This window comes from Mycobacterium sp. NTMscope_MAC_12, from assembly GCF_976985675.1.
Window position 1 is genome coordinate 4,009,530 of sequence record NZ_CDRJYY010000001.1, and the last position, 25,497, is coordinate 4,035,026.

At 67.8% G+C, this 25,497-nt stretch carries 25 protein-coding genes and 1 pseudogene; 19 read left to right on the forward strand and 7 right to left on the reverse strand.

Annotation, left to right across the window (positions count from 1 at the left end; translation table 11 throughout):
* The first annotated feature begins 5 nt into the window (after positions 1-5).
* The 17 genes from AC0KS4_RS18490 (at position 6) to nuoN (ending at position 17,315) form a co-directional block, all read left to right on the forward strand.
* A complete protein-coding gene (locus AC0KS4_RS18490; protein ID WP_238956614.1) occupies positions 6-419 on the forward strand; it encodes a nuclear transport factor 2 family protein in 414 nt (137 codons plus the stop codon).
* Between the two features lie 32 nt (positions 420-451).
* The gene (locus tag AC0KS4_RS18495) at positions 452-988 is read left to right on the forward strand and encodes a YceI family protein (RefSeq protein WP_238956615.1); all 537 of its coding nucleotides are present in this window, start codon (positions 452-454) and stop codon (positions 986-988) included.
* Positions 989-1,041: 53 nt separating this feature from the next.
* Complete coding sequence (locus AC0KS4_RS18500) at positions 1,042-1,455, forward strand: Rv3143 family two-component system response regulator (protein ID WP_225326402.1); 414 nt, start codon at positions 1,042-1,044, stop codon at positions 1,453-1,455.
* Between the two features lie 306 nt (positions 1,456-1,761).
* Positions 1,762-2,139 (forward strand): NADH-quinone oxidoreductase subunit A, encoded by a 378-nt coding sequence (locus tag AC0KS4_RS18505; protein WP_238957359.1) that lies wholly within the window; start codon positions 1,762-1,764, stop codon positions 2,137-2,139.
* An 8-nt stretch (positions 2,140-2,147) separates the two neighbouring features.
* The gene (locus AC0KS4_RS18510; RefSeq protein ID WP_225326401.1) at positions 2,148-2,702 is read left to right on the forward strand and encodes a NuoB/complex I 20 kDa subunit family protein; all 555 of its coding nucleotides are present in this window, start codon (positions 2,148-2,150) and stop codon (positions 2,700-2,702) included.
* Positions 2,699-3,406: an NADH-quinone oxidoreductase subunit C gene (locus tag AC0KS4_RS18515; RefSeq protein ID WP_238956616.1), complete on the forward strand. Its 708-nt coding sequence runs from the start codon at positions 2,699-2,701 to the stop codon at positions 3,404-3,406. Before AC0KS4_RS18510 ends, AC0KS4_RS18515 begins: the two co-directional genes overlap by 4 nt.
* Positions 3,406-4,731 carry an NADH dehydrogenase (quinone) subunit D gene (gene nuoD / locus AC0KS4_RS18520; protein WP_225326399.1) on the forward strand — a complete coding sequence of 442 codons (1,326 nt, stop codon included), beginning with the start codon at positions 3,406-3,408 and terminating at the stop codon, positions 4,729-4,731. Before AC0KS4_RS18515 ends, nuoD begins: the two co-directional genes overlap by 1 nt.
* Positions 4,728-5,486 carry an NADH-quinone oxidoreductase subunit NuoE gene (gene nuoE / locus AC0KS4_RS18525; RefSeq protein ID WP_225326398.1) on the forward strand — a complete coding sequence of 253 codons (759 nt, stop codon included), beginning with the start codon at positions 4,728-4,730 and terminating at the stop codon, positions 5,484-5,486. The genes nuoD and nuoE overlap by 4 nt, the downstream gene beginning before the upstream one ends.
* On the forward strand, positions 5,483-6,823 hold the full coding sequence (gene nuoF / locus AC0KS4_RS18530) for an NADH-quinone oxidoreductase subunit NuoF (RefSeq protein ID WP_225326397.1): 1,341 nt from the start codon (positions 5,483-5,485) through the stop codon (positions 6,821-6,823). Before nuoE ends, nuoF begins: the two co-directional genes overlap by 4 nt.
* Before the next feature lie 7 nt (positions 6,824-6,830).
* Positions 6,831-9,248 (forward strand): NADH-quinone oxidoreductase subunit G, encoded by a 2,418-nt coding sequence (locus AC0KS4_RS18535; protein WP_238956617.1) that lies wholly within the window; start codon positions 6,831-6,833, stop codon positions 9,246-9,248.
* A gap of 8 nt (positions 9,249-9,256) precedes the next feature.
* A complete protein-coding gene (gene nuoH / locus AC0KS4_RS18540; protein ID WP_225326573.1) occupies positions 9,257-10,528 on the forward strand; it encodes an NADH-quinone oxidoreductase subunit NuoH in 1,272 nt (423 codons plus the stop codon).
* Positions 10,521-11,066 carry an NADH-quinone oxidoreductase subunit NuoI gene (gene nuoI / locus AC0KS4_RS18545; protein WP_225326395.1) on the forward strand — a complete coding sequence of 182 codons (546 nt, stop codon included), beginning with the start codon at positions 10,521-10,523 and terminating at the stop codon, positions 11,064-11,066. Before nuoH ends, nuoI begins: the two co-directional genes overlap by 8 nt.
* The gene (locus AC0KS4_RS18550; protein WP_225326394.1) at positions 11,063-11,887 is read left to right on the forward strand and encodes an NADH-quinone oxidoreductase subunit J; all 825 of its coding nucleotides are present in this window, start codon (positions 11,063-11,065) and stop codon (positions 11,885-11,887) included. Before nuoI ends, AC0KS4_RS18550 begins: the two co-directional genes overlap by 4 nt.
* On the forward strand, positions 11,884-12,183 hold the full coding sequence (nuoK, locus tag AC0KS4_RS18555) for an NADH-quinone oxidoreductase subunit NuoK (protein ID WP_008259456.1): 300 nt from the start codon (positions 11,884-11,886) through the stop codon (positions 12,181-12,183). The genes AC0KS4_RS18550 and nuoK overlap by 4 nt, the downstream gene beginning before the upstream one ends.
* 10 nt (positions 12,184-12,193) lie before the next feature.
* A complete protein-coding gene (gene nuoL, locus AC0KS4_RS18560) occupies positions 12,194-14,089 on the forward strand; it encodes an NADH-quinone oxidoreductase subunit L (protein WP_238956618.1) in 1,896 nt (631 codons plus the stop codon).
* 5 nt (positions 14,090-14,094) lie between these two features.
* Positions 14,095-15,729, forward strand: a complete 1,635-nt coding sequence (locus AC0KS4_RS18565) for an NADH-quinone oxidoreductase subunit M (protein WP_238957361.1) — start codon at positions 14,095-14,097, stop codon at positions 15,727-15,729.
* Entirely contained in the window at positions 15,726-17,315 is a 1,590-nt protein-coding gene (gene nuoN, locus AC0KS4_RS18570; protein ID WP_238956619.1) for an NADH-quinone oxidoreductase subunit NuoN, read from the forward strand. Before AC0KS4_RS18565 ends, nuoN begins: the two co-directional genes overlap by 4 nt.
* Positions 17,316-17,334: 19 nt before the next feature.
* Here the strand turns inward: nuoN and AC0KS4_RS18575 are convergent, their stop codons facing one another.
* The 7 genes and pseudogenes from AC0KS4_RS18575 to AC0KS4_RS18605 form a co-directional block, all read right to left on the reverse strand.
* A complete protein-coding gene (locus AC0KS4_RS18575) occupies positions 17,335-17,802 on the reverse strand; it encodes a hypothetical protein (RefSeq protein WP_238956620.1) in 468 nt (155 codons plus the stop codon).
* Positions 17,795-19,057 carry a DUF58 domain-containing protein gene (locus AC0KS4_RS18580; RefSeq protein ID WP_238956621.1) on the reverse strand — a complete coding sequence of 421 codons (1,263 nt, stop codon included), beginning with the start codon at positions 19,055-19,057 and terminating at the stop codon, positions 17,795-17,797. Before AC0KS4_RS18580 ends, AC0KS4_RS18575 begins: the two co-directional genes overlap by 8 nt.
* A 7-nt stretch (positions 19,058-19,064) precedes the next feature.
* Positions 19,065-20,042 carry an AAA family ATPase gene (locus tag AC0KS4_RS18585; protein WP_225326389.1) on the reverse strand — a complete coding sequence of 326 codons (978 nt, stop codon included), beginning with the start codon at positions 20,040-20,042 and terminating at the stop codon, positions 19,065-19,067.
* A 19-nt stretch (positions 20,043-20,061) separates the two neighbouring features.
* Positions 20,062-20,544, reverse strand: a complete 483-nt coding sequence (locus AC0KS4_RS18590; protein WP_238956622.1) for a hypothetical protein — start codon at positions 20,542-20,544, stop codon at positions 20,062-20,064.
* Complete coding sequence (locus AC0KS4_RS18595) at positions 20,541-21,488, reverse strand: DUF4129 domain-containing protein (RefSeq protein WP_238956623.1); 948 nt, start codon at positions 21,486-21,488, stop codon at positions 20,541-20,543. The genes AC0KS4_RS18590 and AC0KS4_RS18595 overlap by 4 nt, the downstream gene beginning before the upstream one ends.
* A gap of 157 nt (positions 21,489-21,645) precedes the next feature.
* A pseudogene (locus tag AC0KS4_RS18600) lies at positions 21,646-22,508 on the reverse strand (SDR family NAD(P)-dependent oxidoreductase).
* Positions 22,505-23,107: a TetR/AcrR family transcriptional regulator gene (locus tag AC0KS4_RS18605; RefSeq protein ID WP_225326385.1), complete on the reverse strand. Its 603-nt coding sequence runs from the start codon at positions 23,105-23,107 to the stop codon at positions 22,505-22,507. Before AC0KS4_RS18605 ends, AC0KS4_RS18600 begins: the two are co-directional and overlap by 4 nt.
* A 59-nt stretch (positions 23,108-23,166) precedes the next feature.
* Here AC0KS4_RS18605 and AC0KS4_RS18610 point away from each other — a divergent pair, with 59 nt between their 5' ends.
* Positions 23,167-24,303, forward strand: a complete 1,137-nt coding sequence (locus AC0KS4_RS18610; RefSeq protein WP_238956624.1) for a phosphotransferase family protein — start codon at positions 23,167-23,169, stop codon at positions 24,301-24,303.
* Complete coding sequence (locus AC0KS4_RS18615; protein WP_238956625.1) at positions 24,304-25,419, forward strand: Rv3169 family protein; 1,116 nt, start codon at positions 24,304-24,306, stop codon at positions 25,417-25,419. It begins immediately after the preceding gene.
* The last annotated feature ends 78 nt before the right edge of the window (positions 25,420-25,497 follow it).

Sequence of the window (25,497 nt, forward strand, 5' to 3'; positions counted from 1 at the left end):
GTGCCATGCCCGCTTCCCGCGCAGAAACGGTCGTCGAGGCCGCCAACCGCCTGTTCACCGCGATCGAGCGAAGCGATGTCGCGGCGGTCGAGGCGATGTGGAGCGACGACATCGCGGTGTGGCGCGTCGGCTCGCGCCGCGACCCCCTCCAAACAGACGACAAGGCCCGGGCGATGCGGGTCATCGGCTGGTTCATCGGCGCGACCACGCAGCGCCGCTACGAGATTCTCGACCGGCAGTTCTTCGATGACGGCTCGGCTCAAGGCTTCGTCCAGCAGCACGTCCTGCACGCCACCGGGCATGCGGGGCAATCGATCTCGCTGCGGGTCTGCATCGTGATCAGGGTGGGCAGTCACGGCCTCATCGAACGCATCGACGAATATTTCGATCCCGCCGGGATCGCGCCGTTGATGGATTGAGGCTAGATTCGCCACAAGGCATGGGGGTGACGATGACGACTTTGGAGACACTGCTTCACGATCCCGACATGGCCGGCGCGTGGAACCTGGTTCCGGATCGCTCGGCCATCACGTTCAGGGTCGGCAACATGTGGGGGCTGGTGAACGTCAAAGGCCGCTTCACCGACTTCACCGGTGACGGCCAACTGACCGGCCAGGGAGCGGTTTTCGGGCGCGTCGACATCCGGGCCGCATCACTGGACACCGGGATCGGCCTTCGCGACAAACACCTGCGGTCGCCCGACTTCTTCGACGTCGACCGGTTCGGGGAGATCAGCGTCGTCGTCACCGCGCTGCACCCGACGACGGGCAAGGCGGCCGACGTTCGGGCCAACTTCACCATCAAGGGCATCACCGCGGAGCTGCCGCTGCCCGTCACGATCTCCGAGCTCGACGACGGCTCGATCCGGATCGCCGGCGAAACCACCCTCGATCGGGGCCGTTTCGACCTGGGTTGGAACCGGCTCGGCATGATGAGCTCCACGGTGACCGCGGCGGCGGAGGCCATCTTCGTGCGCGAATCGCATTGAGATTTCCGCGGGCACCCCGCTAAACCCGCGGCGACCCCAGTAGCATCTGCACCGTGGCCGACTCCACCCCCCAATCCAGCGTCGCCCTGCGGATCCTCGTCTACAGCAGCAACGCCCACACCCGCGAACGGGTGATGCGCGCGCTGGGCAAGCAGCTGCACCCGGATTTGCCCGAGTTGAGCTACGTCGAGGTGGCGACCGGCCCGATGGTGGTGCGGACGATGGACCAGGGCGGCATCGACTTGGCCATCCTGGACGGCGAAGCCACCCCGACGGGCGGCATGGGAATCGCGAAACAGCTCAAGGACGAACTCGAGACATGCCCGCCGCTGGTCGTGCTCACCGGGCGTCCCGACGATGCGTGGTTGGCGTCCTGGTCGCGCGCCGAAGGCGCGGTGCCGCACCCCATCGACCCCATCCTGCTGGGCCGCACGGTCCTCAATTTGCTGCGAACCCCGGTTCGCTGACCCACGCGAAGCCGCGCCCTGCCGCGGGTTTTGCCCTCCGGTGACCGCCTGCGGCGGTCCTGACCGCGTCGGCGCCGCCTCCCGCCGTTGATCCCGGCGCGCGTCCCGAACGCGTCGCCTCCCGAGTTCGCGCAGCACAGCACGCGCGCGGTGGCCCAATACTGCAAAACGCCCACCCCGGGCAAGCGCACCGCACGCCGCGACGCTATGTTGAAGATCACTGTGACGGGCTTCAGACCCAGTTCGTCACAGCAGCCCGGTTACCGCCTGGCCGCCGCAGGCGGCTCGTACGGATCATGGAGCGAATTGAACGTCTACATACCCATCCTGGTGCTCGGTGCGATTGCCGCCGCCTTTGCCGTGGGCTCGGTGGTGATCGCGAGCCTGGCCGGCCCGTCACGTTTCAACAAGTCGAAGATGGCGGCCTACGAGTGTGGAATCGAACCCACCGCGACCTCGGTGAGCGGCCCACAGGCGACGGCGGGACAGCGGTTTCCGGTGAAGTACTACCTGACCGCGATGCTTTTTATCGTCTTCGACATCGAGATCGTGTTCCTGTATCCGTGGGCGGTCAGCTACGACGCGCTGGGCACGTTCGCTCTGGTCGAAATGGTGGTGTTCATGCTCACGGTTTTCGTGGCCTACGCCTATGTGTGGCGCCGCGGCGGCCTGACGTGGGATTGAGGTAAGACGTGGGTCTTGAGGAACAGCTGCCCGGCGGGATTCTGCTGTCCACGGTCGAGAAGGTGGCGGGCTACGTCCGCAAGAACTCGCTGTGGCCGGCGACGTTCGGGTTGGCCTGCTGCGCCATCGAGATGATGGCAACCGCCGGGCCAAGATTCGACATCGCGCGGTTCGGCATGGAGCGCTTCTCGGCCACCCCGCGGCAGGCCGATCTGATGATCGTCGCCGGGCGGGTCAGCCAGAAGATGGCACCGGTGCTGCGCCAGATCTATGACCAGATGGCCGAGCCGAAATGGGTGCTGGCCATGGGCGTGTGCGCGTCGTCGGGCGGAATGTTCAACAACTACGCGGTGGTCCAGGGCGTGGATCACGTGGTCCCGGTGGACATCTACCTGCCCGGATGCCCGCCGCGACCGGAGATGCTGCTGTACGCAATCCTGAAGCTGCACGAGAAGATTCAGGACATGCCGCTGGGCGTCAACCGCGAAGACGCCATCGCCGAAGCCGAACAGGCGGCGCTGTCGGCCCGGCCCACCATCGAGATGCGCGGACTGCTGCGATGAGCTCGCCGGACCAGGACCCGAAAGAAGCAATCAGCGGCGCCGACGAAGAAGTCATCGACGTGCGCCGCGGCATGTTCGGCGTCAAGGGCTCCGGTGACACGTCCGGCTACGGGCGGCTGGTGCGCGAAGTCCTGCTTCCGGGCAGCAGCCCGCGGCCCTACGGCGGCTATTTCGACGAGCTGGTCGACGGCCTGGCCGAGGCGCTGAAAAAGGGCGGCGTCGAATTCACCGACGCGATAGAAAAAGTCGTGGTGTACCGCGACGAGCTCACCCTGCACGTGCGCCGCGAGGCGCTGCCGCAGGTCGCCCAGCGCCTTCGCGACGAACCGCAACTGCGTTTCGAAATGTGCCTGGGGGTCAGCGGGGTGCACTACCCGCACGAGGCGGGCCGCGAGCTGCACGCGGTGTACCCGCTGCAGTCGATCACGCATAACCGCCGCGTCCGCCTGGAAGTGTCTGCGCCCGACGGTGATCCACACATCCCGTCGCTGTTCGGCATCTATCCGACCACCGACTGGCACGAGCGGGAGACCTACGACTTCTTCGGCATCATCTTCGACGGTCACCCGTCGCTGACCCGCATCGAAATGCCCGACGACTGGCACGGACATCCGCAGCGCAAGGACTACCCCCTCGGCGGGATTCCCGTCGAATACAAAGGCGCACAGATACCCCCGCCCGACGAGCGGAGAGCGTACAACTGATGAGCACCACCACAGAATCGACGCACGACGGCGCCGGCGAGACACTCGTGGTCGCCGGCGGCCAGGACTGGGACAAGGTCGTCGAAGCCGCCCGCAATGCCGATCCCGGCGAACGCATCGTCGTCAACATGGGTCCCCAGCACCCGTCCACGCACGGGGTGCTGCGGCTGATCCTGGAGATCGAGGGCGAGACGGTCACCGACGCCCGCTGCGGGATCGGGTATTTGCACACGGGTATCGAAAAGAACCTCGAATACCGCTACTGGACCCAGGGCGTCACCTTCGTGACCCGGATGGATTACCTCGCACCGTTTTTCAACGAGACCGCCTACTGCCTGGGTGTGGAGAAACTGCTCGGCATCACCGACCAGATACCCGAGCGCGTCGACGTCATCCGCGTGTTGATGATGGAGCTCAACCGGATTTCGTCGCACCTGGTGGCCCTGGCCACCGGCGGCATGGAACTGGGCGCCATGACCCCGATGTTCGTCGGCTTCCGGGGCCGCGAGATCGTCCTGACCCTGTTCGAATCGATCACCGGCTTGCGGATGAACAGCGGCTACATCCGGCCCGGCGGCGTGGCCCAAGACCTGCCGCCCAACGCGCAGACCGAGATCGCCGAGGCCCTCGAGCCGCTGCGCCAAGTGCTGCGCGAAATGAGCGGTCTGCTCAACGAGAACGCCATCTGGAAGGCCCGCACCCAGGACGTCGGCTACCTGGATTTGACCGGGTGCATGGCGCTGGGCATCACCGGACCGATCCTGCGCGCCACCGGGCTGCCACACGATCTGCGCAAGAGCGAACCGTACTGCGGATACGAAAACTACGAATTCGACGTAATCACCGAGGACACGTGTGATGCTTACGGGCGCTACATGATTCGTGTGAACGAGATGTGGGAGTCGATCAAGATCGTCGAGCAGTGTCTGGACAAGTTGAAGCCGGGCCCGACCATGGTTGAGGACCGCAAGATCGCCTGGCCGGCCGACTTGAAGGTGGGACCCGACGGCATGGGCAACTCGCCGGAGCACATCGCCAAGATCATGGGCGGCTCGATGGAGGCCCTGATCCACCACTTCAAACTGGTCACCGAGGGCATCAGGGTCCCTCCCGGCCAGGTGTACACCGCGGTCGAGTCGCCGCGCGGGGAACTCGGCGTGCACATGGTCAGCGACGGCGGCACCCGGCCCTACCGGGTGCATTACCGAGACCCCTCGTTCACCAACCTGCAGTCGGTCGCCGCGATGTGCGAGGGCGGGATGGTCGCCGACCTGATCACCTCGGTCGCCAGCATCGACCCGGTCATGGGCGGGGTGGACCGGTGACCGGCCCGCAGGGACAGCCGGTCTTCCTCCGGCTCGGCCCGCCGCCCGACGAGCCCAACGCGTTCGTGGTCGAGGGCGCGCCCACGTCGTATCCGCCCGAGGTGCGGGCCCGGCTCGAGGTCGACGCCAAGGAGATCATGGGCCGCTACCCCGAGAAGCGCTCGGCGCTGCTGCCGTTGCTGCACCTGGTGCAGGCTCAGGACTCCTACCTGACACCGGCGGGCCTGGAGTTCTGCGGCGAGCAGCTCGGACTCAGCGGGGCCGAGGTGTCGGCGGTGGCGAGCTTCTACACCATGTATCGCCGCGGCCCCACCGGCGATTACCTGGTGGGCGTCTGCACCAACACGTTGTGCGCCGTCATGGGCGGCGACGCCATTTTCGATGCCCTGAAAGAACATCTGGGCATCGGCAACGACGAGACGACCCCCGACGGATCGGTCACCCTGCAACACATCGAATGCAATGCCGCCTGCGACTACGCGCCCGTGGTGATGGTGAACTGGGAGTTCTTCGACAACCAGACCTGCGAGTCGGCGCGCGAACTCGTCGACTCGCTGCGTTCCGGTCAGCCCAAGCCCCCCACCCGCGGTGCGCCGCTGTGCGCCTTCCGGGAGACGTCGCGCATCCTGGCCGGCTTGCCCGACGAGCGGCCCGACCAGGGGCAGGGCGGCGCCGGTGCCGCGACCCTGGCCGGCCTGAAGGTAGCCAAGGAACACGGCATGGCTGCGCCCAGCGCGCCGGAAGGCCAGCAATGACAACCACTTCCGAGTCGTCGGGCGCCACGCCGCTCACTCCGGTGCTCAGTCGCTTCTGGGACGACCCCGAGTCCTGGACGCTGCAGACCTACCGCCGCCACGGCGGCTACGAGGCGATGAAGAAGGCGCTGGGGATGGAGCCCGACGCGGTGATCGGGTTGGTGAAGGATTCCGGGCTGCGTGGGCGCGGCGGCGCCGGCTTCTCGACCGGGACCAAGTGGTCGTTCATCCCGCAGGGCGACACCGGCGCGGCCGCCAAACCGCACTACCTGGTGGTCAACGCCGACGAGTCCGAACCTGGTACGTGCAAAGACATTCCGCTGATGCTGGCGACACCGCACGTCCTCGTCGAGGGCGTCATCATCGCCGCCTACGCGATCCGGGCCAACCACGCGTTCATCTATGTGCGCGGCGAGGTGCTGCCGGTGCTGCGCCGCCTGCAGAACGCGGTGGCCGAGGCCTACGCCGCGGGCTATCTGGGCCGCGACATCAACGGCTCGGGGTTCGATCTGGAGCTGGTGGTGCACGCCGGCGCCGGTGCGTACATCTGCGGCGAGGAAACCGCGCTGCTGGATTCGCTGGAGGGCCGACGCGGCCAGCCGCGGCTGCGCCCGCCGTTCCCCGCGGTGGCCGGCCTGTACGGCTGCCCGACGGTGATCAACAACGTCGAGACCATCGCGAGCGTGCCGTCGATCATCGGCAACGGCGTGGACTGGTTCCGCTCGATGGGAAGCGAGAAGTCCCCCGGCTTCACGCTGTATTCGCTGTCCGGGCACGTCACCCGCCCCGGGCAGTACGAGGCCCCGCTGGGAATCACGTTGCGGGAGTTGCTCGCCTACGCCGGCGGGGTGCGGGCCGGTCACCGGCTCAAGTTCTGGACGCCCGGCGGCTCGTCCACCCCGCTGCTGACCGACGAGCATCTCGACGTCCCACTGGACTACGAGGGCGTGGGCGGCGCCGGCTCGATGCTGGGCACCAAGGCGCTGGAGATCTTCGACGAAACCACCTGCGTGGTGCGTGCGGTGCAGCGCTGGACGTACTTCTACAAGCACGAATCATGCGGCAAATGCACGCCGTGCCGCGAGGGCACCTTCTGGCTGGACAAGATCTACGAGCGGCTGGAGGCCGGCACCGGCACGCACGAGGACCTCGACAAGCTGCTGGACATTTCCGACTCCATCTTGGGTAAAGCGTTCTGCGCCTTGGGCGATGGCGCCGCCAGCCCCGTCATGTCGTCGATCCAGTACTTCCGCGACGAGTACGTCGCCCATGTCGAGGGCGGCGGATGCCCGTTCGATCCACGAGACTCCATGCTGACGGCGAACGGAAAGGCATGACGAGCTGATGACGAGCCTTGCCAAAACCGAGACCGGCGACGAGGTGCGCCCGCCGGAGATGGTGACGCTGACCATCGACGACATCGAAATCAGCGTTCCCAAGGGCACTTTGGTGATCCGGGCCGCCGAATTGATGGGCATCCAGATCCCGCGGTTCTGCGACCACCCGCTGCTTGAGCCGGTCGGCGCCTGCCGGCAGTGCCTGGTCGAGGTCGAGGGCCAACGCAAGCCGATGGCCTCGTGCACCACCGTGGCCACCGACGACATGGTGGTACGCACCCAGCTCACCTCCGAGGCCGCGGACAAGGCGCAGCACGGCGTGATGGAGCTGCTGCTGATCAACCATCCGCTCGACTGCCCGATGTGCGACAAGGGCGGCGAATGCCCGCTGCAGAACCAGGCAATGTCCAACGGGCGGGCCGATTCTCGCTTCACCGACGACAAGCGCACCTTCGCCAAGCCGATCAACATCTCCTCGCAGGTGCTGCTGGACCGCGAGCGCTGCATCCTGTGCGCGCGCTGCACGCGATTCTCCGAACAGATCGCCGGCGACCCCTTCATCGACATGCAGGAGCGGGGCGCGCTGCAGCAGGTCGGCATCTACGCCAATGAGCCGTTCGACTCGTACTTCTCGGGCAACACGGTGCAGATCTGCCCGGTGGGCGCGCTGACCGGGACCGCCTACCGGTTCCGGGCGCGACCTTTCGATCTGGTCTCCAGCCCGAGCGTCTGCGAACACTGCGCCTCCGGGTGCGCACAGCGCACCGATCACCGCCGCGGCAAGGTGCTGCGCCGGCTGGCCGGCGACGACCCGGAAGTCAACGAGGAGTGGAACTGCGACAAGGGCCGGTGGGCGTTCAATTACGCAACCCAGCCCGACGTCATCACCACTCCCCTGGTTCGCGATCCCGACGGCTCGCTGCAACCGGCGTCGTGGTCGCACGCGATCGCCGTCGCGACGCAGGGCCTCGAAGCCGCGCGCGGGCGCGCCGGGGTGCTCGTCGGCGGCCGGGCGACCTTGGAGGACGCCTACGCATACTCCAAGTTCGCGCGAATCGTCCTGGACAGCAACGACATCGACTTCCGGGCCCGCCCGAGCTCGGCCGAAGAGGCCGACTTCTTGGCGGCGCGCATCGCCGGCAGGCCGATCGCCGTCAGCTACGCCGACCTGGAATCGGCTCCGGTGGTCGTGCTGGTCGGGTTCGAGCCCGAGGACGAGTCGCCCATCGTGTTCCTGCGGCTTCGCAAGGCTGCCCGCAAACACGGGTTGCCGGTCTTCGCGGTGGCGCCGTTCGCCAGCCGGGCGTTGGACAAGATGTCCGGCCGGCTGATCAAGACCGTGCCCGGCGCCGAAGCCTCGGCGCTGGACGGCCTGGCCACCGGCGAGGTGGGCGACCTGCTGTCCACCCCGGGCGCGGTCATCATGGTCGGCGAACGTCTGGCCACCGTGCCCGGCGGATTGTCCGCGGCGGCCCGGCTCGCCGACACCACCGGCGCTCGCCTTGCCTGGGTGCCGCGACGGGCCGGTGAGCGGGGTGCGCTGGACGCCGGTGCGCTGCCCGGGTTGCTGCCCGGCGGGCGCCCGGTGGACGACGACACCGCCCGGGCCCAGGTCGCGCAGGCGTGGAACGTGTCCGAATTGCCTTCCGGCCGTGGGCGTGACGTCCACGGCATCCTGAGCGCCGCGACCGACGGAACGCTGGGCGCGCTGCTGGTGGGCGGTGTCGAGCCCGACGACTTCGCCGACCCGCAAGCGGTGCTGGCGGCGCTGGACGGCGCCGGCTTCGTGGTCAGCCTGGAGGTGCGGCACAGCGCGGTCACCGAACGCGCCGATGTGGTGTTCCCCGTCGCGTCGACGACACAGAAGGCTGGCGCGTTCGTCAACTGGGAAGGCCGCTTCCGGCCGTTCGAGGCCGCGCTGCGCGGCACCGCCCAGCAGGCCGGACAGTCCGACCACCAGGTGCTCGACGCGCTGGCCGACGAGATGGGCGTCTATCTGGGAATGTCGGACGTCGACACTGCCCGCCAGGAAATGGCCGCGCTACGGCACTGGGACGGCAAGCGCGCCGCGAACCCGGCCGTCGCCGCCCCGGACCCTGTCCAGCCCGGCGCGGGACAAGCGGTGTTGGCCGGCTGGCGGATGTTGCTGGACAACGCCCGAATGCAAGACGGTGAGCCACATCTGGCGGGAACCGCGCGCAAACCCGTGGTGCGGCTGTCCGCGGAGACCGCCGCAGAGATCGGCGCCGCCGACGGCGACGCGGTGACCGTCAGCACGTCACGCGGATCCGTCAGCCTGCCGCTGGTCGTCACCGACATGCCCGACCGGGTGGTGTGGCTCCCGCTGAACTCGTCGGCGTCGGCGGTGCACCGCCAGCTCGGCGTCACCCTGGGCAGCACAGTGAACATCGGAGTGGGAAAGTGACTACCGGCTTGACCGCCTTCGGGCACGACACCTGGTGGCTGGTGCTCGGCAAGGCGCTGGCGATCTTCGTGTTCCTCATGCTCAACGTGCTGGTCGCGATTCTGCTCGAACGCAAGATCCTCGGCTGGATGCAGCGGCGCCCCGGACCCAACCGCGCCGGCCCCTGGGGCGTCCTGCAGAGCCTGGCCGACGGAATCAAGTTGGCGCTCAAGGAAACCATCACCCCCGGCGGTGTCGACAAGTTCGTCTACTTCGCGGCGCCGGTCATCTCCACGATCCCGGCGTTCACCGCGTTCGCGTTCATTCCGTTCGGCCCCGTGGTGTCGGTGTTCGGCCACCGCACGCCGCTGCAGCTGACCGACCTCCCGGTCGCGGTGCTGTTCATCCTGGGGCTGTCCGCGATCGGCGTGTACGGAATCGTGTTGGGCGGCTGGGCATCCGGGTCGACCTACCCACTGCTGGGCGGGGTGCGCTCCACCGCCCAGGTCATCTCCTACGAGGTGGCGATGGGGCTGTCGTTCGCGGCGGTGTTCCTCTACGCCGGCTCCATGTCGACGTCACAGATCGTCTCCGCGCAGGACCACGTCTGGTACGTGTTCCTGCTGCTGCCGTCGTTCGTGATCTATCTGATCTCGATGGTCGGTGAAACCAACCGGGCGCCATTCGATTTGCCCGAGGCCGAGGGTGAACTGGTCGCGGGATTCCACACCGAGTACTCGTCGCTGAAGTTCGCGATGTTCATGCTGGCCGAGTACGTCAACATGATGACGGTCTCCTCGCTCGCCACCATCTTGTTCTTCGGTGGCTGGCACGCGCCGTGGCCACTGAACATGTGGGCGGGCGCCAACACCGGGTGGTGGCCGGTGCTCTGGTTCACCGCCAAGATGTGGACGTTCTTGTTCATCTACTTCTGGCTGCGGGCCTCGCTGCCCCGGCTGCGCTACGACCAGTTCATGGGACTGGGCTGGAAGCTGCTGATCCCGGCCTCGCTGGTCTGGGTGCTGATCGCGGCGGTGGTCCGCACGCTGCGCAACCAGGGGTATGCGCACTGGACCCCGGTGCTGGTGGTCAGCAGCGTCGTGTTCGCCACGGCGCTGGTGCTGTTGCTGCGAAAACCGTTCAGCGCGCCGGGTATTCGCGCGTTGGAGCGCCAGCTGCGGCGCGACGCGAAGAAACTGCCCGCCGCATCGATCTCCACACCGGTATTCCCGACACCGCCGCTGCCGGCGACGACCCAGAAGTCGTTGGCGGCTGCGAGCAAGGAGAAAGCACGTGGCTAAATTCTTGGACGCCATCGCCGGATTCGGCGTGACGTTCGGATCGATGTTCAAAAAGAATGTCACCGAGGAGTATCCCGAAAAGCCGGGCCCGGTCATGCCGCGCTACCACGGCCGTCACCAGCTCAACCGTTATCCGGACGGCCTGGAGAAATGCATCGGCTGCGAGCTGTGCGCGTGGGCGTGCCCGGCGGACGCGATCTACGTCGAGGGCGCCGACAACACCGAGGAACTCAGGTATTCGCCCGGGGAACGCTACGGCCGGGTGTATCAGATCAACTATCTGCGCTGCATCGGCTGCGGCCTGTGCATCGAGGCCTGCCCGACCCGGGCGCTGACGATGACCAACGACTACGAGATGGCCGACGACAACCGCGCCGACCTGATCTATGAGAAGGACCGGCTGCTGGCGCCGCTGCTGCAAGACATGCTCGCGCCGCCGCACCCCAGGACCGACGGCGCCACCGACAAGGACTACTACCAGGGCAACGTGACCGCGCACGGGCTGCGGGACACCCGGCACGCCGGGGACTCCCGGTGACCGGTTTCGCGGGCCACGCCGTCACGTCAGTTCTGGCATCCAGCTTCGCCCACGACACCATCACCCGAACCTCCACCGGCGAAGCGGTGACGTTCTGGGTGCTGGGCGCGCTGGCCGTGCTCGGTGCGCTCGGCGTCGTGGTGGCGGTCAACGCCGTGTACTCGGCGATGTTCCTGGCGATGACGATGATCATCCTCGCGGTGTTCTACATGATCCAGGACGCGTTGTTCTTGGGCGTCGTTCAGGTCGTGGTCTACACCGGCGCGGTGATGATGCTGTTTTTGTTCGTGCTGATGCTCATCGGCGTGGACTCGGCGGAATCGCTGCGGGAGACGCTGCGGGGGCAGCGCGTCGCCGCGGTGGCCGCCGGTGTCGGGTTCGGCATCCTGCTCATCGCCGCCATCGGCAACGTGTCCACGGGCGGTTTCGCCGGACTGACCACCGCGAACGCCGCCGGCAACGTGGAAGGGCTGGCGGCGCTGATCTTTTCGCGCTACCTCTGGGCGTTCGAGCTCACCAGCGCGCTGCTCATCACGGCGGCGGTCGGGGCCATGGTGCTGGCGCACCGCGAGCGCTTCGAGCGCCGCAAGACACAACGAGAGCTCTCCCAGGAACGATTCCAGCCCGGCGGCCACCCCACCCCGCTGCCCAGCCCCGGCGTCTACGCCCGCCACAACGCCGTCGACGTGGCCGCGCTGCTGCCGGACGGCTCGTACTCGAAGCTGTCGGTGTCGCCGATGCTGCAGAGCCGCGGCGCCGACGGCAAGAAGACCCCGTCCCCCGAGGGGAGCCCGAGTTTGTCACAAGGCGGTGCGTCGTGAATCCCGCGAATTACCTGTACCTTTCGGCGCTGCTGTTCACCATCGGGGCCGCCGGCGTGTTGTTGCGCCGCAACGCCATCGTCATGTTCATGTGCGTCGAGCTGATGCTCAACGCGGTCAACCTCGCGTTCGTCACGTTCGCGCGGATGCACGGCCACCTGGACGGGCAAATGATCGCGTTCTTCACGATGGTGGTGGCCGCCTGCGAAGTGGTCATCGGCCTGGCCATCATCATGACCATTTTCCGTGCCCGCAAATCGGCGTCCGTCGACGACGCGAATCTACTCAAAGGCTGAAGACGCCAAGATGACTCAATACACCTGGCTGCTGGTGGCGCTGCCGTTGGCGGGTGCCACGATCCTGCTGTTCGGCGGGCGGCGCACCGACCGGTGGGGGCACTGGCTGGGCTGCGCTACCGCCCTCGCGGCATTCGGCCTGGGCCTGAGCCTGCTGGGCGAGTTGCTCGGCCGCGCCGCCGACGACCGCGTCATCCACCAAAAGGTGTTCAGCTGGATCCCGGTCGGCCAGCTCCAGGTCGACCTGGGGATGCAGATCGACCAGCTGTCGGTGTGTTTCGTGTTGCTGATCTCCGGGGTCGGCTCGCTGATCCACATCTATTCGGTCGCCTACATGGCCGAAGACCCGGACCGCCGAAGGTTTTTCGGCTACCTCAACCTGTTCCTCGCCTCGATGCTGCTACTCGTCGTCGCCGACAACTACGTGGTGCTCTACGTCGGCTGGGAAGGGGTGGGCCTGGCGTCCTACCTGCTGATCGGGTTCTGGTACCACAAGCCGACGGCGGCCACGGCCGCCAAGAAGGCTTTCGTGATGAACCGGGTCGGCGACGCCGGGCTGGCGCTGGGAATGTTCTTGATGTTCAGCACTTTCGGCACGCTGTCCTACGCCGGGGTGTTCGCCGGGGCTAAGGCCACGGGGCCTGAAAATTCCAGCGCGCTGACCGCCATGGGATTGTTGCTGCTGCTCGGCGCCTGCGCCAAGTCCGCCCAGGTACCGCTGCAGGCCTGGCTGGGCGACGCCATGGAGGGCCCCACCCCGGTGTCCGCGTTGATCCACGCCGCCACCATGGTGACCGCCGGGGTGTATCTGATCGTGCGGTCCAACCCGCTGTACAACCTGTCGCCCGACGCCCAACTGGCAGTGGTCATCGTGGGTGCGGTCACGTTGCTGCTCGGGGCCTTCATCGGCTGCGCCAAGGACGACATCAAGCGGGCGCTGGCGGCGTCGACGATGAGCCAGATCGGCTACATGGTGCTGGCCGCCGGCCTGGGTCCGGCCGGCTACGCGTTCGCGATCATGCATCTGCTCACCCACGGGTTCTTCAAGGCCGGGCTGTTCCTCGGATCCGGCGCGGTCATCCACGCGATGGACGAAGAACAGGACATGCGCCGCTACGGCGGCCTGCGCGCGGCGCTGCCGATCACGTTCGCGACGTTCGGCCTGGGATACCTGGCGATCATCGGTGTGCCGCCGTTCGCGGGTTACTTCTCCAAGGACGCCATCATCGAGGCGGCGCTGGCCGCCGGCGGCGTTCGAGGTTACGTGCTGGGCGGGGCGGCGCTGCTGGGTGCGGGCGTCACCGCGTTCTACATGACCCGCGTGATGCTGATGACCTTCTTCGGTAAGAAGCGCTGGGGTCCTGGCGCCCACCCGCACGAGGCGCCCGCCCTGATGACGTGGCCCATGATCCTGCTGGCGGTCGGCTCGGTGTTCTCCGGTGGCCTGCTGGCGGTCGGCGGGACCTTGGCGCGCTGGCTCGAGCCGGTCGTCGGGAAACACGAGGAAGTGACCCACGCCTTCCCGGCCTGGGTCAGCAGCGCCCTGGCGCTGGGTGTGGTCGTCGTCGGGATCGCGGTGGCCTACCGGCTTTATGCCACCGCGCCCATCCCCCGGGTGGCTCCGCTGTCGGTCTCCCCCCTGACGACCGCCGTCCGCAAGGACTTCTACGGCGATGCCTTCAACGAGGAGGTGTTCATGCGCCCCGGCGCGCAACTGACCCACGCGCTTGTCGAAGTCGACAACGCGGGCGTCGACGGCTCGGTCAACGCGCTGGCGGCGCTGGTGAGCCAGACGTCAAATCGCCTGCGGGGACTGCAAACCGGCTTCGCCCGCAACTACGCATTGTCCATGCTGACGGGCGCCGTGCTGGTGGTCGCGATGATCCTGGCGGTGAAACTGTGGTGAACTCGCTGAATTCGGTTCCGTGGCTCAGCGTGCTGTGGCTGGTCCCGCTCGCCGGCTCCGTGCTGATCATCCTGATGCCGCCCGGGCTGCGACAGCTCGCCAAGTGGACCGGACTGATCTTCGGCGTCCTGACCCTCGCGGTCGCGGTCGTCGTCACCCTCGGGTTCAAAACCGGGGGCGCGCCGTACCAGTTCGTCGAAAAGCACCAGTGGATCCCGGCTTTCGGCGCCGGCTACACCCTGGGCGTGGACGGCATCGCGGTGGTGCTGGTGCTGCTGACCGCGGTGCTGATCCCGGTGCTGCAGGTGGCCGGCTGGAACGACGGTGGCGAACGCACGCAAGACGATGGTGACGACCTGCTGCGCCCGGCTTCGCCGAGCTTGCAATCGTCACGCGGTGTGCACGCCTACATCGCGCTGACGCTGGCCATCGAATCCATGGTGCTGATCTCGGTGATCGCGCTGGACGTGCTGCTGTTCTACGTGTTCTTCGAAGCGATGCTCATTCCGATGTACTTCCTGATCGGCGGCTTCGGCGGGGGGCCGGGCCGCTCACGCGCGGCCGTGAAGTTCTTGCTGTACAACCTGTTCGGCGGGCTGATCATGCTGGCCGCGGTGATCGGGCTGTACGTGGTGACCTCGCAGCACGGGTCGGGCACGTTCGACTTCCGTGAGATCGTCGCCGGTGTCGCCTCCGGACGCTACGGGGCGGACTCCGCGGTGTTCAAGGCGCTGTTCCTGGGCTTCATGTTCGCGTTCGCGATCAAGGCCCCGCTGTGGCCGTTCCACCGCTGGCTGCCCGACGCCGCGGTCGAGGCCACCCCGGCGACCGCGGTGCTGATGATGGCGGTGATGGACAAGGTCGGCACCTTCGGCATGTTGCGCTACTGCCTGCAGCTGTTTCCCGACGCCTCAACGTATTTCCGTCCGCTGATCGTCGTGCTGGCGGTCATCGGGGTGGTCTACGGGGCGGTCGTCGCCATCGGTCAGACCGACATCATGCGCCTGATCGCCTACACGTCGATCTCGCACTTCGGGTTCATCATCCTGGGCATCTTCGTGATGACCAGCCAGGGCCAGAGCGGGTCGACGCTGTACATGCTCAACCACGGGCTGTCCACGGCGGCGGTCTTCCTGATCGCCGGCTTCCTGATATCGCGGCACGGCAGCCGGGCGATCGCCGACTACGGCGGCGTGCAGAAGGTGGCGCCCATCCTGGCGGGTACCTTCCTGGTCTCGGCCATGGCCACCCTGTCACTGCCCGGCCTGGCCCCGTTCATCAGCGAATTCCTGGTCCTGCTGGGGACTTTCAACCGGTATTGGCTGGCCGCCGGATTCGGCGTCACCGCGCTGGTGCTGTCGGCCGTATATATGTTGTGGCTCTACCAGCGCGTGATGACCGGGCCGGTGGCCGCCGGCAACGAGAAGATCGGCGACCTGAGGGCGCGCGAATTGGTCGTCGTCGCACCGTTGATCGCGCTGCTGCTCGTGCTCGGGATCTATCCCAAGCCCGTGCTCGACATCATCAATCCCGCCGTCGAGAACACCATGACCACCATCGGCCAGCACGACCCCAAACCGACTGTGCCGGTGGGAAATCCCAGGCCAGCCGAAGCCCGGACCGCTGAAGGACCGCGATGACCCTCCCCACCCCCAGCATCCAGTACTTCCTGCTGTCCCCCACCCTCATCGTGTTCGGCATCGCCGTGGTGGGGGTCCTCGCTGAAGCGTTCCTGCCCAGGCGCATTCGCTACAGCGGCCAAGTGACGCTTGCCCTCGGCGGTTTGATCGCGGCGTTCGTCGCCGTCATCGCCGTGAGCCGCTCGATCAAGAGCTCCGGGCGGGCCGCGGTGCTGGGCGCCATGGCCATCGACCGGCCGACGCTGTACCTGCAGGGCACCGTGCTGCTGGTCGCGGTGATGGCGGTCATCTTCATCGCCGAACGCACCCAAACCAAAGCGGAAAGCAGGGTTTCGGTCGCGGCCGGCTCCGGCGGCACGGGAGGCCTGGACTCGTTCACCCCGCAGGCGTCCGCGGTGCCCGACAGCGACGCCGAGCGGGCGGCCGAGCGGGCGGGTGCCGCCCAGACGGAGCTCTTCCCGCTGGCGATGCTCTCGGTCGGCGGCATGATGGTCTTCCCGGCGTCCAATGACCTGCTGACCATGTTCGTCGCGCTGGAAGTGTTGTCCCTGCCGCTGTACCTGATGTGCGGCCTGGCCCGTCACCGCCGCCTGCTGTCACAGGAAGCGGCCATGAAGTACTTTCTGCTGGGCGCGTTTTCGTCGGCGTTCTTCCTTTACGGGGTGGCGCTGCTGTATGGCGCGACCGGCACGCTGCTGCTGACCGGTATCCGGGATGCGCTGGCCGCGCGCGGCGACAGCTCGCTGGCGCTGGTCGGTGTCGCGCTGCTGTCGGTCGGCCTGCTGTTCAAGGTCGGCGCCGTGCCGTTCCACTCGTGGATTCCCGACGTGTATCAGGGCGCCCCCACCCCCATCACGGGGTTCATGGCGGCGGCCACCAAGGTCGCGGCTTTCGGTGCGCTGCTTCGGGTGATCTACGTCGCGCTGCCGCCGCTGCACGATCAGTGGCGGCCGGTGCTGTGGGCGATTTCCATCCTGACCATGGCGGTGGGGACCATCACCGCGGTGAACCAGACCGACGTCAAACGGATGCTGGCCTACTCGTCGGTCGCCCACGTCGGATTCATCCTCACCGGCGTCATCGCCGACAACCACGCCGGCCTGTCCTCCACGTTGTTCTATTTGCTCGCCTACAGCTTCAGCACCGTGGGCGCGTTCGCCATCGTGGGCCTGATCCGCGACGACGACGGTGTCGAGGACGCCGCGCTGTCGCACTGGGCCGGGCTGGGACAGCGCTCACCCATTGTGGGCGTGATGTTTTCGATGTTCTTATTGGCTTTCGCCGGCATCCCGCTGACCAGTGGGTTCGTCAGTAAACTCGCCGTGTTCAAGGCCGCTGCCCAGGGGGGTGCCGCGCCCCTGGTGATCGTCGGTGTGGTCGCCAGCGGCGTCGCCGCCTACTTCTACGTGCGGGTGATCGTGTCGATGTTCTTCACCGAGGCAACCGAGGACACCCCGCACGTGGTGGCCCCGGGCATCCTGAGCAAGGCCGCGATCGCGGTCTGCGCCGCGGTCACCGTGGTGCTGGGCATCTTCCCGCAGCCACTGCTCGACCTGGCCGATCACGCCGCGCATCTGCTGCACTGAGCAAGCGTCGGGGCCGCGGTCAGGCCAGGAACGGCCGGATCGCCAACAGGTAGATCACCAGCGCCCCCAGCGGGGCGGCCAGCGGCAGCCACGGCAACTGCAGCGGAAACGACGTCGCGGCCAGGCCGGCGAACGTAAACCCCACGGCGGCAACGGCCGTCGGCCAGCTGCTCAGCACCACCGGGGCGGCCGCGCCGACCGCATGGCGGCACACCAGGTAGGCGGCCGCACACAACCCGGAGAGCGCGACGAACACGAGCGGCGGATCGGACAGCACGACCGTCGCGACCGCCAGCAGCACGGCAACCGTCGCGGCGGAACGGAAGACCGTCCCCACAGCGACCCCAATCAGCGCCGCCACCCACGCGGCCACCGCGAACCCGTGCGAACCGCCGGCCGCCGCCAACCCCACCATGAGCACACCGAACCCGGTCGCGAACGCGGGCGCCCCCACCCGCGCCAGCGCCCCCGTGCCACCGCTATCCACGAAGCCTCCCGCGCACCCGGCGGCGGCGATCGGGCAGCACACCCATCGACTGCTCGAGACCGCTGTCGCCTCGCCACGACACGATGTCCACACCGATGGTGGCCATGTCGCGATACATCGCGGAGCGCTGCAGCGCCCACATCCGATCGACCAACGGATCCTGGTCGTCCTCGAAGGGCGAACTGTCGAGGATGTCCACGGCCAACACGACATGGCCCCGCTTCCGCAAATCGATGAGGGCGAGCGCGAATTCGGTGTCGAGCAGCGTGGAGAACGCGATGACGATCGCCCCGGCCGGGACCGCCGCGCGGGGCGCCAATGTGCCGGTGGTGCGTTCGAATCGGTCGCCCGCGCCGAGCACGGTGTCGAGCACCCGATAAAACTGGCGCTGCCCGATGTCGGCGCCGAGCCAGCGCGGACGGTTGCCCCCGAGCGCGACGATCCCGGCCCGATCACCGTGCCGCAACGCGGTCTGCACCACTTGCGCCGCGCCCCGCACGACCCGCTCGGTCGCCGCGGTCGCCGGTCCCGCCGGCTGCCGGTACCCGTCGATCAGCACCACCACATCGGCCGCGCGGTCGGTCAACCGCTCGGTGACATGTAGCTGGCCGCGGCGCGCGCTCACCGGCCAATTCACCGCGCGCAGTTGGTCTCCGGGCACGTAGGGGCGAATGTCGGCGTATTCCACGCCGGGGCCGATGTGCCGGGTCAGGTGTGCGCCCAGCCGGTCGAGGAGTTCGGTCTGCGGGATGGGCGTCGCCTGCGGCGGCGTCAGCGGAAACACGATGACCTCCGCGGCGTCGACGAGGGCCGTGCCGGTGAGCAGCCCACCCCGGGCGGTCGCGTCGAGGCGGGCCGCGATCGAGTACCGGCCCCACCGCTGCGCCGTCGCCGTGACCGTGATCTGCTGGCCCCCATCGGAATCGGGGATCTCGAGATCCATCCCCTCGACGTCCGGGATCGTGAGCCGGACGGCCGACAGCCCTTCCTCTTCGTCGGTGATCCACACCCGTAGGTGCGCCTGTTCGTTTTCGAAGCATCGCTGCGCGTCGGGCGCGCCGTGCACGCGAATTGCCGGCACCGGCCGCTGCCAGCTGATCGAACACAGCACGCCGAGCAGCGGCGCCGCGAACGCGATCAGCTGCCACCGGGCGCCGATGACGGCCGCGGCCATCGCAAACCCCGCGCAGGTGGCGATCGCCCGCGTCAATCCCGATGCACGCCAGTGGAACTCGACCCCGTGGCTTTGCGTCACGCCGGACTCATCCCGTCTCCTGCGGGCTGGCGCCGGTGCGCGGTACCGGCAGCCGGTGCAACAGCTCACCGATGACGTCGGCTCCCTGGATCTTTCGCACCCACATTTCCGGGCGCAGGGTGATGCGGTGCGCGACCGCCGCGGTGGCGAGTGCCTTGACGTCCTCGGGGATCACGTAGTCGCGGCCGAGCAGCAGCGCGCGGGCGCGGGCGAGCTGCACCAGATCGAGTTCGGCGCGGGGGCTGGCGCCGACCGCGACCTGCGGATGGTGCCGCGTCGCGTTGGCCAGTGAGACCACGTAATGCAGGACGTCTTCGTGCACGGTCACCTGCTCGACCGATTCCCGCATCGCCAGCAGGTCGTGCGCGTCCACGACCTGATTGACCGTCGGCTCGGCCGACCCGCGTTCGAGGCGACGGCGCAACATCGAGGTCTCGTCGCGCTCGTTGAGATACCGCAGTTCGAGCCGGATCGCGAACCGATCGAGCTGCGCCTCGGGCAGCGGGTACGTGCCCTCGTACTCGATCGGGTTGTCGGTGGCCAGCACGATGAAAGGCCTTGACAGTTGGTGTGTTTCGCCGTCGATGCTGACCTGGCGTTCGGCCATCGCCTCCAGCAGCGCCGCCTGCGTTTTCGGCGGCGTGCGGTTGATCTCGTCGGCGAGCAACAGGTTGGTGAAGATCGGTCCGGGCCGGAACGCGAAGCGGCCCGATTGCATGTCGTAGATCGTCGACCCGAGCAGGTCCGCCGGCAACAGATCGGGGGTGAACTGCACACGGGTGAATTGCAGGCCCAGCGCGGCCGCGAAGGATCTCGCGATCAGCGTCTTGCCGAGGCCCGGCAGGTCCTCGATGAGGATGTGGCCGCGGGCGAGAACCGCGGTGAGGATGAGCTTGAGCGCGGAGCGCTTTCCCACCACCACGCGTTCGATCTCGTCGAGAATCGCCTCGCAGTGTGCGGTCGTGGTTGCCGCCGGCAGCGTCATGTCTGAATCGCGCCTTCCGTCATACCTGTTCCAACTTTCGCAGGATCTCTTCCAAGGCCGCCCTGCCCGGCCCCGGTTGGCGGTCGCCGTTGCGGATGACGTTGTTGGGGTTGACCCATTCCCACAATTCGACACCGAAGAGCATTCGACCGGTCGCGTGGAACGCCGCGGGATCCTTGGCTTGCCGTTGGCCCGTGGCGATTTCATACCGTCGGGCCAGCATCGGGCGCAGATGCCGATCCCAGTCGGCCCGGGTGGCCTCCGCCCAGCGGATCGTCGTCTCGGTGGTGGAAAGCCAGCGGCGCAACGAATCCCCGAGGTCGTCGGCGTCCGCCTCGGCCCCGGTTTGGTGCCCGCGTCCCAGGGTGCGCCGCATGCTGAGCAGCACCAGGGCCAGCCCAATGCCGGAGGCAGCCAACACGAATCGGCGGTCATGCTGCGTCAGCGCCAGCACCTCGATGCCGATGATGAGGAAAATACCCAGGGCCGTGGTCTTTTTCATGCCGCGCTCCGCGCTCCCAGTTCGTCGAGGACCAGGCGAAGCACGTGCACGGCCACGTCGCGGTGACCTTCGTTCATCACGTGCGGACTGAACCGCGCCTCGGTGAACAGGTTCACCAGTTGTACTGCGTTATCGGCGTGCAGGGCATGGTGTTCGACCGCACGGGCCAACACCTCGGACGGGGTGTCGAAGTCCTGGGGCACGGCGCCGGGAACATGTGCGAGTTCGCGTTCCATTGCGGCGTAGCACGCGATGATCGCCTCGCGCGGTTCGCGGCGCAGGTCCGTCATCTCGGCCAGTCCACGCTCGGCCGCCCGCGCCAGTGACTTCGAACGCGCCGCGGCCGCCGGGAGTTCGGCCGGCTCGTCGGCGATGCGGGGCGCCACCGGGCGCCACCGTCGCCTCGCCGCGGCGACCGTTCCGGCGACGGTCACCAACAGCATCGCGGCCGTGCTGGCGAGCAGCACGCCGAGCATGTTCTGCGAGCCGTCGCGCGGCCGCTGCCGATGCTGCTGGTGCGGTGGTGGCGAGCCCGCATGCGACGGCGGCGGGGCCCCCGTCTCGGACGCCGACGGCGCCGGCCCGATGCCGTGAGGCCCCACGAGGCGGGTCAGCAGGATCACGATCAGCAGCCAGACCACGATCACCCCGAGGCCGATCAGCAACACGCGCCAACTCGGTCGGCCCCTTCCGGTGCCCAGCATGTCGGACAGTGCACCCGCGGACGGCGCGGGCGCACGCGGGTCCCGCAACCGCGCGACGACCGCAATCGCGACCAATGCCAGCATCGCCGCCAAAATCGCGACCACGAGCACCATCGCCGCCCGGCCCCCCGACTCGCTGCGGACCGCATGCTGCGGAGCCGGGAGATACCCGCGCAGGGCGGCCGCGACCACGAGTAGGAGAACGATCAGGGCCACGACCCGCCCTGTCGGCTTGTCCATACCAGGCATGGGGCACACCACTCAACCGGTTGCCTGCCGCCGTTGCGGCACTGGCTTTGCTCATACTTGCACGTCAGACGGCCCTAGGGCCAGGACTGGGGCCGAGGCACAAGCTGCACGCCGTGATCATCAACGCGGTCACGGCCACCACCCCGGCTTAGTCCAGCGCGAACGGCCGGAAACTGCCGTCGAGCACCTGCAGGTGACCGATGGTGCGTCCGGTGACCTTGGCAGGGTCGACAAGGGCCAATTCCACTGCCGCGCGGGCGAATTCGTCCGCCGAGGCGGTGTCGTCGAAGTTGCGGGCATAGTAGGAGAGGCCCGGCGTGAGGATCGGTTTGGACGGCGAGAGCGCGTTGACCGCGATGTTGTGGTCGGTGAGATCGAATGCCGCGCACTGGGTCAGATGCTCGAGCGCGGCCTTGGATCCGCCGTACCCGGGCAGCACTCCGCCGCTGCGGTCGGCGTAGGGGCCGTCACCGGGCAGTCGCGACGCCACCGAGGTGATGTTGATGATCGAGCCGCCACCCGCCTCGATCATGTCGGGGCACACCATTTGCATCAGCTCGTAAGCCGCAAAGACCGCGATGTCGAAATGCCGGCGATACGCGTGCAAGGGTGTGCTGACGAACCCCGGCCAGCCGGGCTTGGCGCCGCTGGGCTTTGCGGGTTTCGCGCGCGGCTCGGCGCCGGGCACCGGTGGGCGTCCCGGCGCGGTGAAGGCCGCATTGTTGACCAGAATCGCGATGGGGCCCAACGCGTCTCGCGCCGATGCCACCAACCGATCTCGTCACGGTCGGTCAAATCGGCCCGCACCGCGACGGCACGTCCGCCCGCCGCCTCGATGTCGGCGACCGTCTCACCGATGGTTCCCGGCAGCCGCTCATCCCAGACCTCTTCGGTGCGCCCGCCGACGGCCACCGCGGCCCCCTCGGCGGCCAGCGCCAGCGCGATCGCCCGGCCCAGGCCGCGGCTGGCGCCGGTGACGATCGCGGCGCGCCCCGCGAGCCGGCCCGTCATCGACGCACCCCGTGCACGACGATGGCCGTGGTCTGTTCCACCCACGCATCGTCGAGCGCTTCTTCCGGGCGCAGCAGCATCCGCAGCATCGTCGCTCCCCCGATCAACTCGATCAACCGGTCCGGATCCACATCGGGATGGGCTTCGCCCCGGTCAACCGCCTCACGCAGCCGCAGCCGCACCGCGGTGAACAAGTCCACGAATCTCGACATCACCCGCGCGTTGAGCGCGGGATCGGCCGTCATGTCGGCGACCAGGCCGGGCAGCGCGGCGCGCACCACCGGGGTGGTGAACACGTCGCGGGTGGCCTCGATCATCATCCGCATGTCGGCGGCGATATCCCCCGCCGGCGCCTCCAGCGCGGTGGGAGCCACCGGGAAGGCCGCCTCGTGCACCAGTTCGGCCTTGCTCGACCATCGCCGGTACAGCGCCGATTTCGTGGTGCCGGCCCGCTCGGCGACCGCGGCCAGACTGATATTTGAATAGCCCGTTTGGACAAGCAGTTCCGCGGTCGCCGATAGGATGGCCGAGTCGATACGCGGATCGCGCGGGCGGCCGGCGCCGGGGGCCTTGTCAAGGCCGGACGGGTCTGCTTTCATAACGCTACCTACCGTATCGTAATTGCCGCGAAAAAGTCCCAAAGGACGGAGGCACTCCCGTGGCCACTGAACCGGCAGTCGACAACGTCGACCGACTGCAGCGCTCCAGCCGCGACGTCACCACCTTGCCGGCGGTGATGTCGCGCTGGCTTTCTACCGTACTGCCCGACGGCGCAAAACCCGAGGTGACCGTGGAAAGCGGCGTGGATTCGACGGGCATGTCGTCGGAGACCATCATCTTGACCGTCCGCTGGCAGCAGGACGGACAGCCGACCCAGCAGAAGCTCGTGACGCGGGTGGCGCCCACCGCCGAGGACGTGCAGGTCTTCCCGACCTACCGCCTCGACCATCAGTTCGACGTCATCCGCAAGGTCGGCGAACTGACCGACGTGCCGGTCCCCCGGGTGCGCTGGCTGGAGAACACCGGCGACGTCCTCGGCACCCCCTTCTTCGTGATGGACTACGTCGACGGTGAGGTGCCGCCCGACGTCATGCCCTACACGTTCGGCGGCAACTGGTTTGCCGACGCGCCCGCCGAGCGGCAGCGCGAACTACAGGACGCGACCGTCGGAGTACTCGCCGCGTTGCACTCGATTCCGAACGCGCAGAATACATTTGGCTTCCTCACCGAGGGACTGAGCGGCGACACCGCGCTGCGCAAGCACTTCAACTGGGTGCGGTCCTGGTATGACTTCGCGGTGCCCGACATCGGGCGATCGCCGCTTTTGGAACGCACCTTCAACTGGCTGGAAGCCAACTGGCCCGCCGAGGCGGCCGCCGCCGAACCGGTGCTGCTGTGGGGTGACGCGCGCGTCGGCAACGTGCTGTACCAGGACTTCGCGCCGGTGGCGGTGCTGGACTGGGAGATGGTGACGCTGGGCCCGCGTGAGCTCGACGTGGCGTGGATGATATTCGCGCACATGGTGTTTCAAGAACTCGCCGGGCTGGCGACGCTGCCGGGGCTGCCGGAGGTGATGCGCGAGGACGACGTGCGCGCTACCTACGCGCGCCTGACCGGCGTCGAAATCGGCGACCTGCACTGGTTTTACGTGTATTCGGGCGTGATGTGGGCGTGCGTGTTCATGCGCACCGGCGCGCGACGGGTGCACTTCGGCGAAACCGAAAAGCCCGACGATGTCGAATCGCTGTTCTACCACGCCGGATTGATGAAACGTCTTATCGGAGAGGACCAGTAAATGCTCGGACCGCTCGACGAGTTCCCGGTACATCAGATTCCCCAGCCGATCGCGTGGCCGGGATCCTCGGACCGCAACTTCTACGACCGCTCCTACTTCAACGCCCACGACCGCACCGGGAACATCTTCGTGATCAGCGGCATCGGTTACTACCCCAACCTCGGGGTCAAGGACGCGTTCCTGCTCGTGCGGCGCGGGGACACGCAGACCGCCGTGCACGTTTCGGACGCCATCGATCAGGACCGCCTCAACCAGCACGTCAACGGTTACCGGATCGAGGTCATCGAGCCGCTGAACAAGCTGCGGCTGGTCCTCGACGAAACCGAAGGCATCGCAGCCGATCTCACCTGGAAGGGGCTGTTCGATGTCGTCCAGGAACAGCCGCACATCCTGCGTTCCGGCAACCGGGTCACGCTGGACGCGCAGCGTTTCGCCCAGCTCGGCAGCTGGAGCGGGCACATCGTCGTCGACGGCGAGGAAATCACCGTCGACCCCAACACCTGGCTGGGCAGCCGCGACCGGTCCTGGGGCATCCGTCCGATCGGCGAGGCCGAGCCCGCGGGGCGGCCCGCCGATCCGCCCTTCGAGGGCATGTGGTGGCTGTACGTGCCGATGGCGTTCGACGAGTTCGCGATCGTGCTGATCATCCAGGAGGAGCCCAACGGGTTCCGCTCGCTCAACGACTGCACCCGGATCTGGCGAGACGGCCGCGTCGAGCAGCTGGGCTGGCCGCGGGTCAAGATCCACTACCGCTCCGGCACCCGCATCCCGACCGGCGCGACGATCGAGGCCACCACCCCCGACGGCACCGGCGTCCACTTCGACGTGGAGTCCAAGCTGCCGGTCCCCATTCACGTCGGCGGCGGCTACGGCGGCGACTCCGACTGGATCCACGGCATGTGGAAGGGCGAGAAGTTCGCCGAGCGGCTGACCTACGACATGACCGACCCGGCGATCATCGCCCGCGCGGGGTTCGGCGTGATCGACCACGTCGGCCGGGCGGTGTGCCGCGACGGCGACAAGCCCCCGGTCGAGGGCTGGGGCCTCTACGAGCACGGCGCGCTTGGCCGCCACGACCCGTCGGGATTCAAAGACTGGCTCACGGTCGCGCCTTAGCCGGTATGCGAAACGCCGACCCGTTCGACGGTTCTCGGCTCATTCGCGCAACCAGCGCAGGCTCGCGGGCTTCACAAT

What these genes read in the sequence shown, in the direction of transcription:
- AC0KS4_RS18490 (WP_238956614.1), top strand. Translation starts at nt 6, where the DNA reads ATGCCCGCTTCCCGCGCAGAAACGGTCGTCGAGGCCGCCAACCGCCTG.
- AC0KS4_RS18495 (WP_238956615.1), top strand. Translation starts at nt 452, where the DNA reads ATGACGACTTTGGAGACACTGCTTCACGATCCCGACATGGCCGGCGCG.
- AC0KS4_RS18515 (WP_238956616.1), top strand. Translation starts at nt 2,699, where the DNA reads ATGAGCTCGCCGGACCAGGACCCGAAAGAAGCAATCAGCGGCGCCGAC.
- nuoD (WP_225326399.1), top strand. Translation starts at nt 3,406, where the DNA reads ATGAGCACCACCACAGAATCGACGCACGACGGCGCCGGCGAGACACTC.
- nuoF (WP_225326397.1), top strand. Translation starts at nt 5,483, where the DNA reads ATGACAACCACTTCCGAGTCGTCGGGCGCCACGCCGCTCACTCCGGTG.
- AC0KS4_RS18535 (WP_238956617.1), top strand. Translation starts at nt 6,831, where the DNA reads ATGACGAGCCTTGCCAAAACCGAGACCGGCGACGAGGTGCGCCCGCCG.
- nuoL (WP_238956618.1), top strand. Translation starts at nt 12,194, where the DNA reads ATGACTCAATACACCTGGCTGCTGGTGGCGCTGCCGTTGGCGGGTGCC.
- nuoN (WP_238956619.1), top strand. Translation starts at nt 15,726, where the DNA reads ATGACCCTCCCCACCCCCAGCATCCAGTACTTCCTGCTGTCCCCCACC.
- AC0KS4_RS18585 (WP_225326389.1), bottom strand. Translation starts at nt 20,042, where the DNA reads ATGACGCTGCCGGCGGCAACCACGACCGCACACTGCGAGGCGATTCTC.
- AC0KS4_RS18590 (WP_238956622.1), bottom strand. Translation starts at nt 20,544, where the DNA reads ATGAAAAAGACCACGGCCCTGGGTATTTTCCTCATCATCGGCATCGAG.
- AC0KS4_RS18595 (WP_238956623.1), bottom strand. Translation starts at nt 21,488, where the DNA reads ATGGACAAGCCGACAGGGCGGGTCGTGGCCCTGATCGTTCTCCTACTC.
- AC0KS4_RS18605 (WP_225326385.1), bottom strand. Translation starts at nt 23,107, where the DNA reads ATGAAAGCAGACCCGTCCGGCCTTGACAAGGCCCCCGGCGCCGGCCGC.
- AC0KS4_RS18615 (WP_238956625.1), top strand. Translation starts at nt 24,304, where the DNA reads ATGCTCGGACCGCTCGACGAGTTCCCGGTACATCAGATTCCCCAGCCG.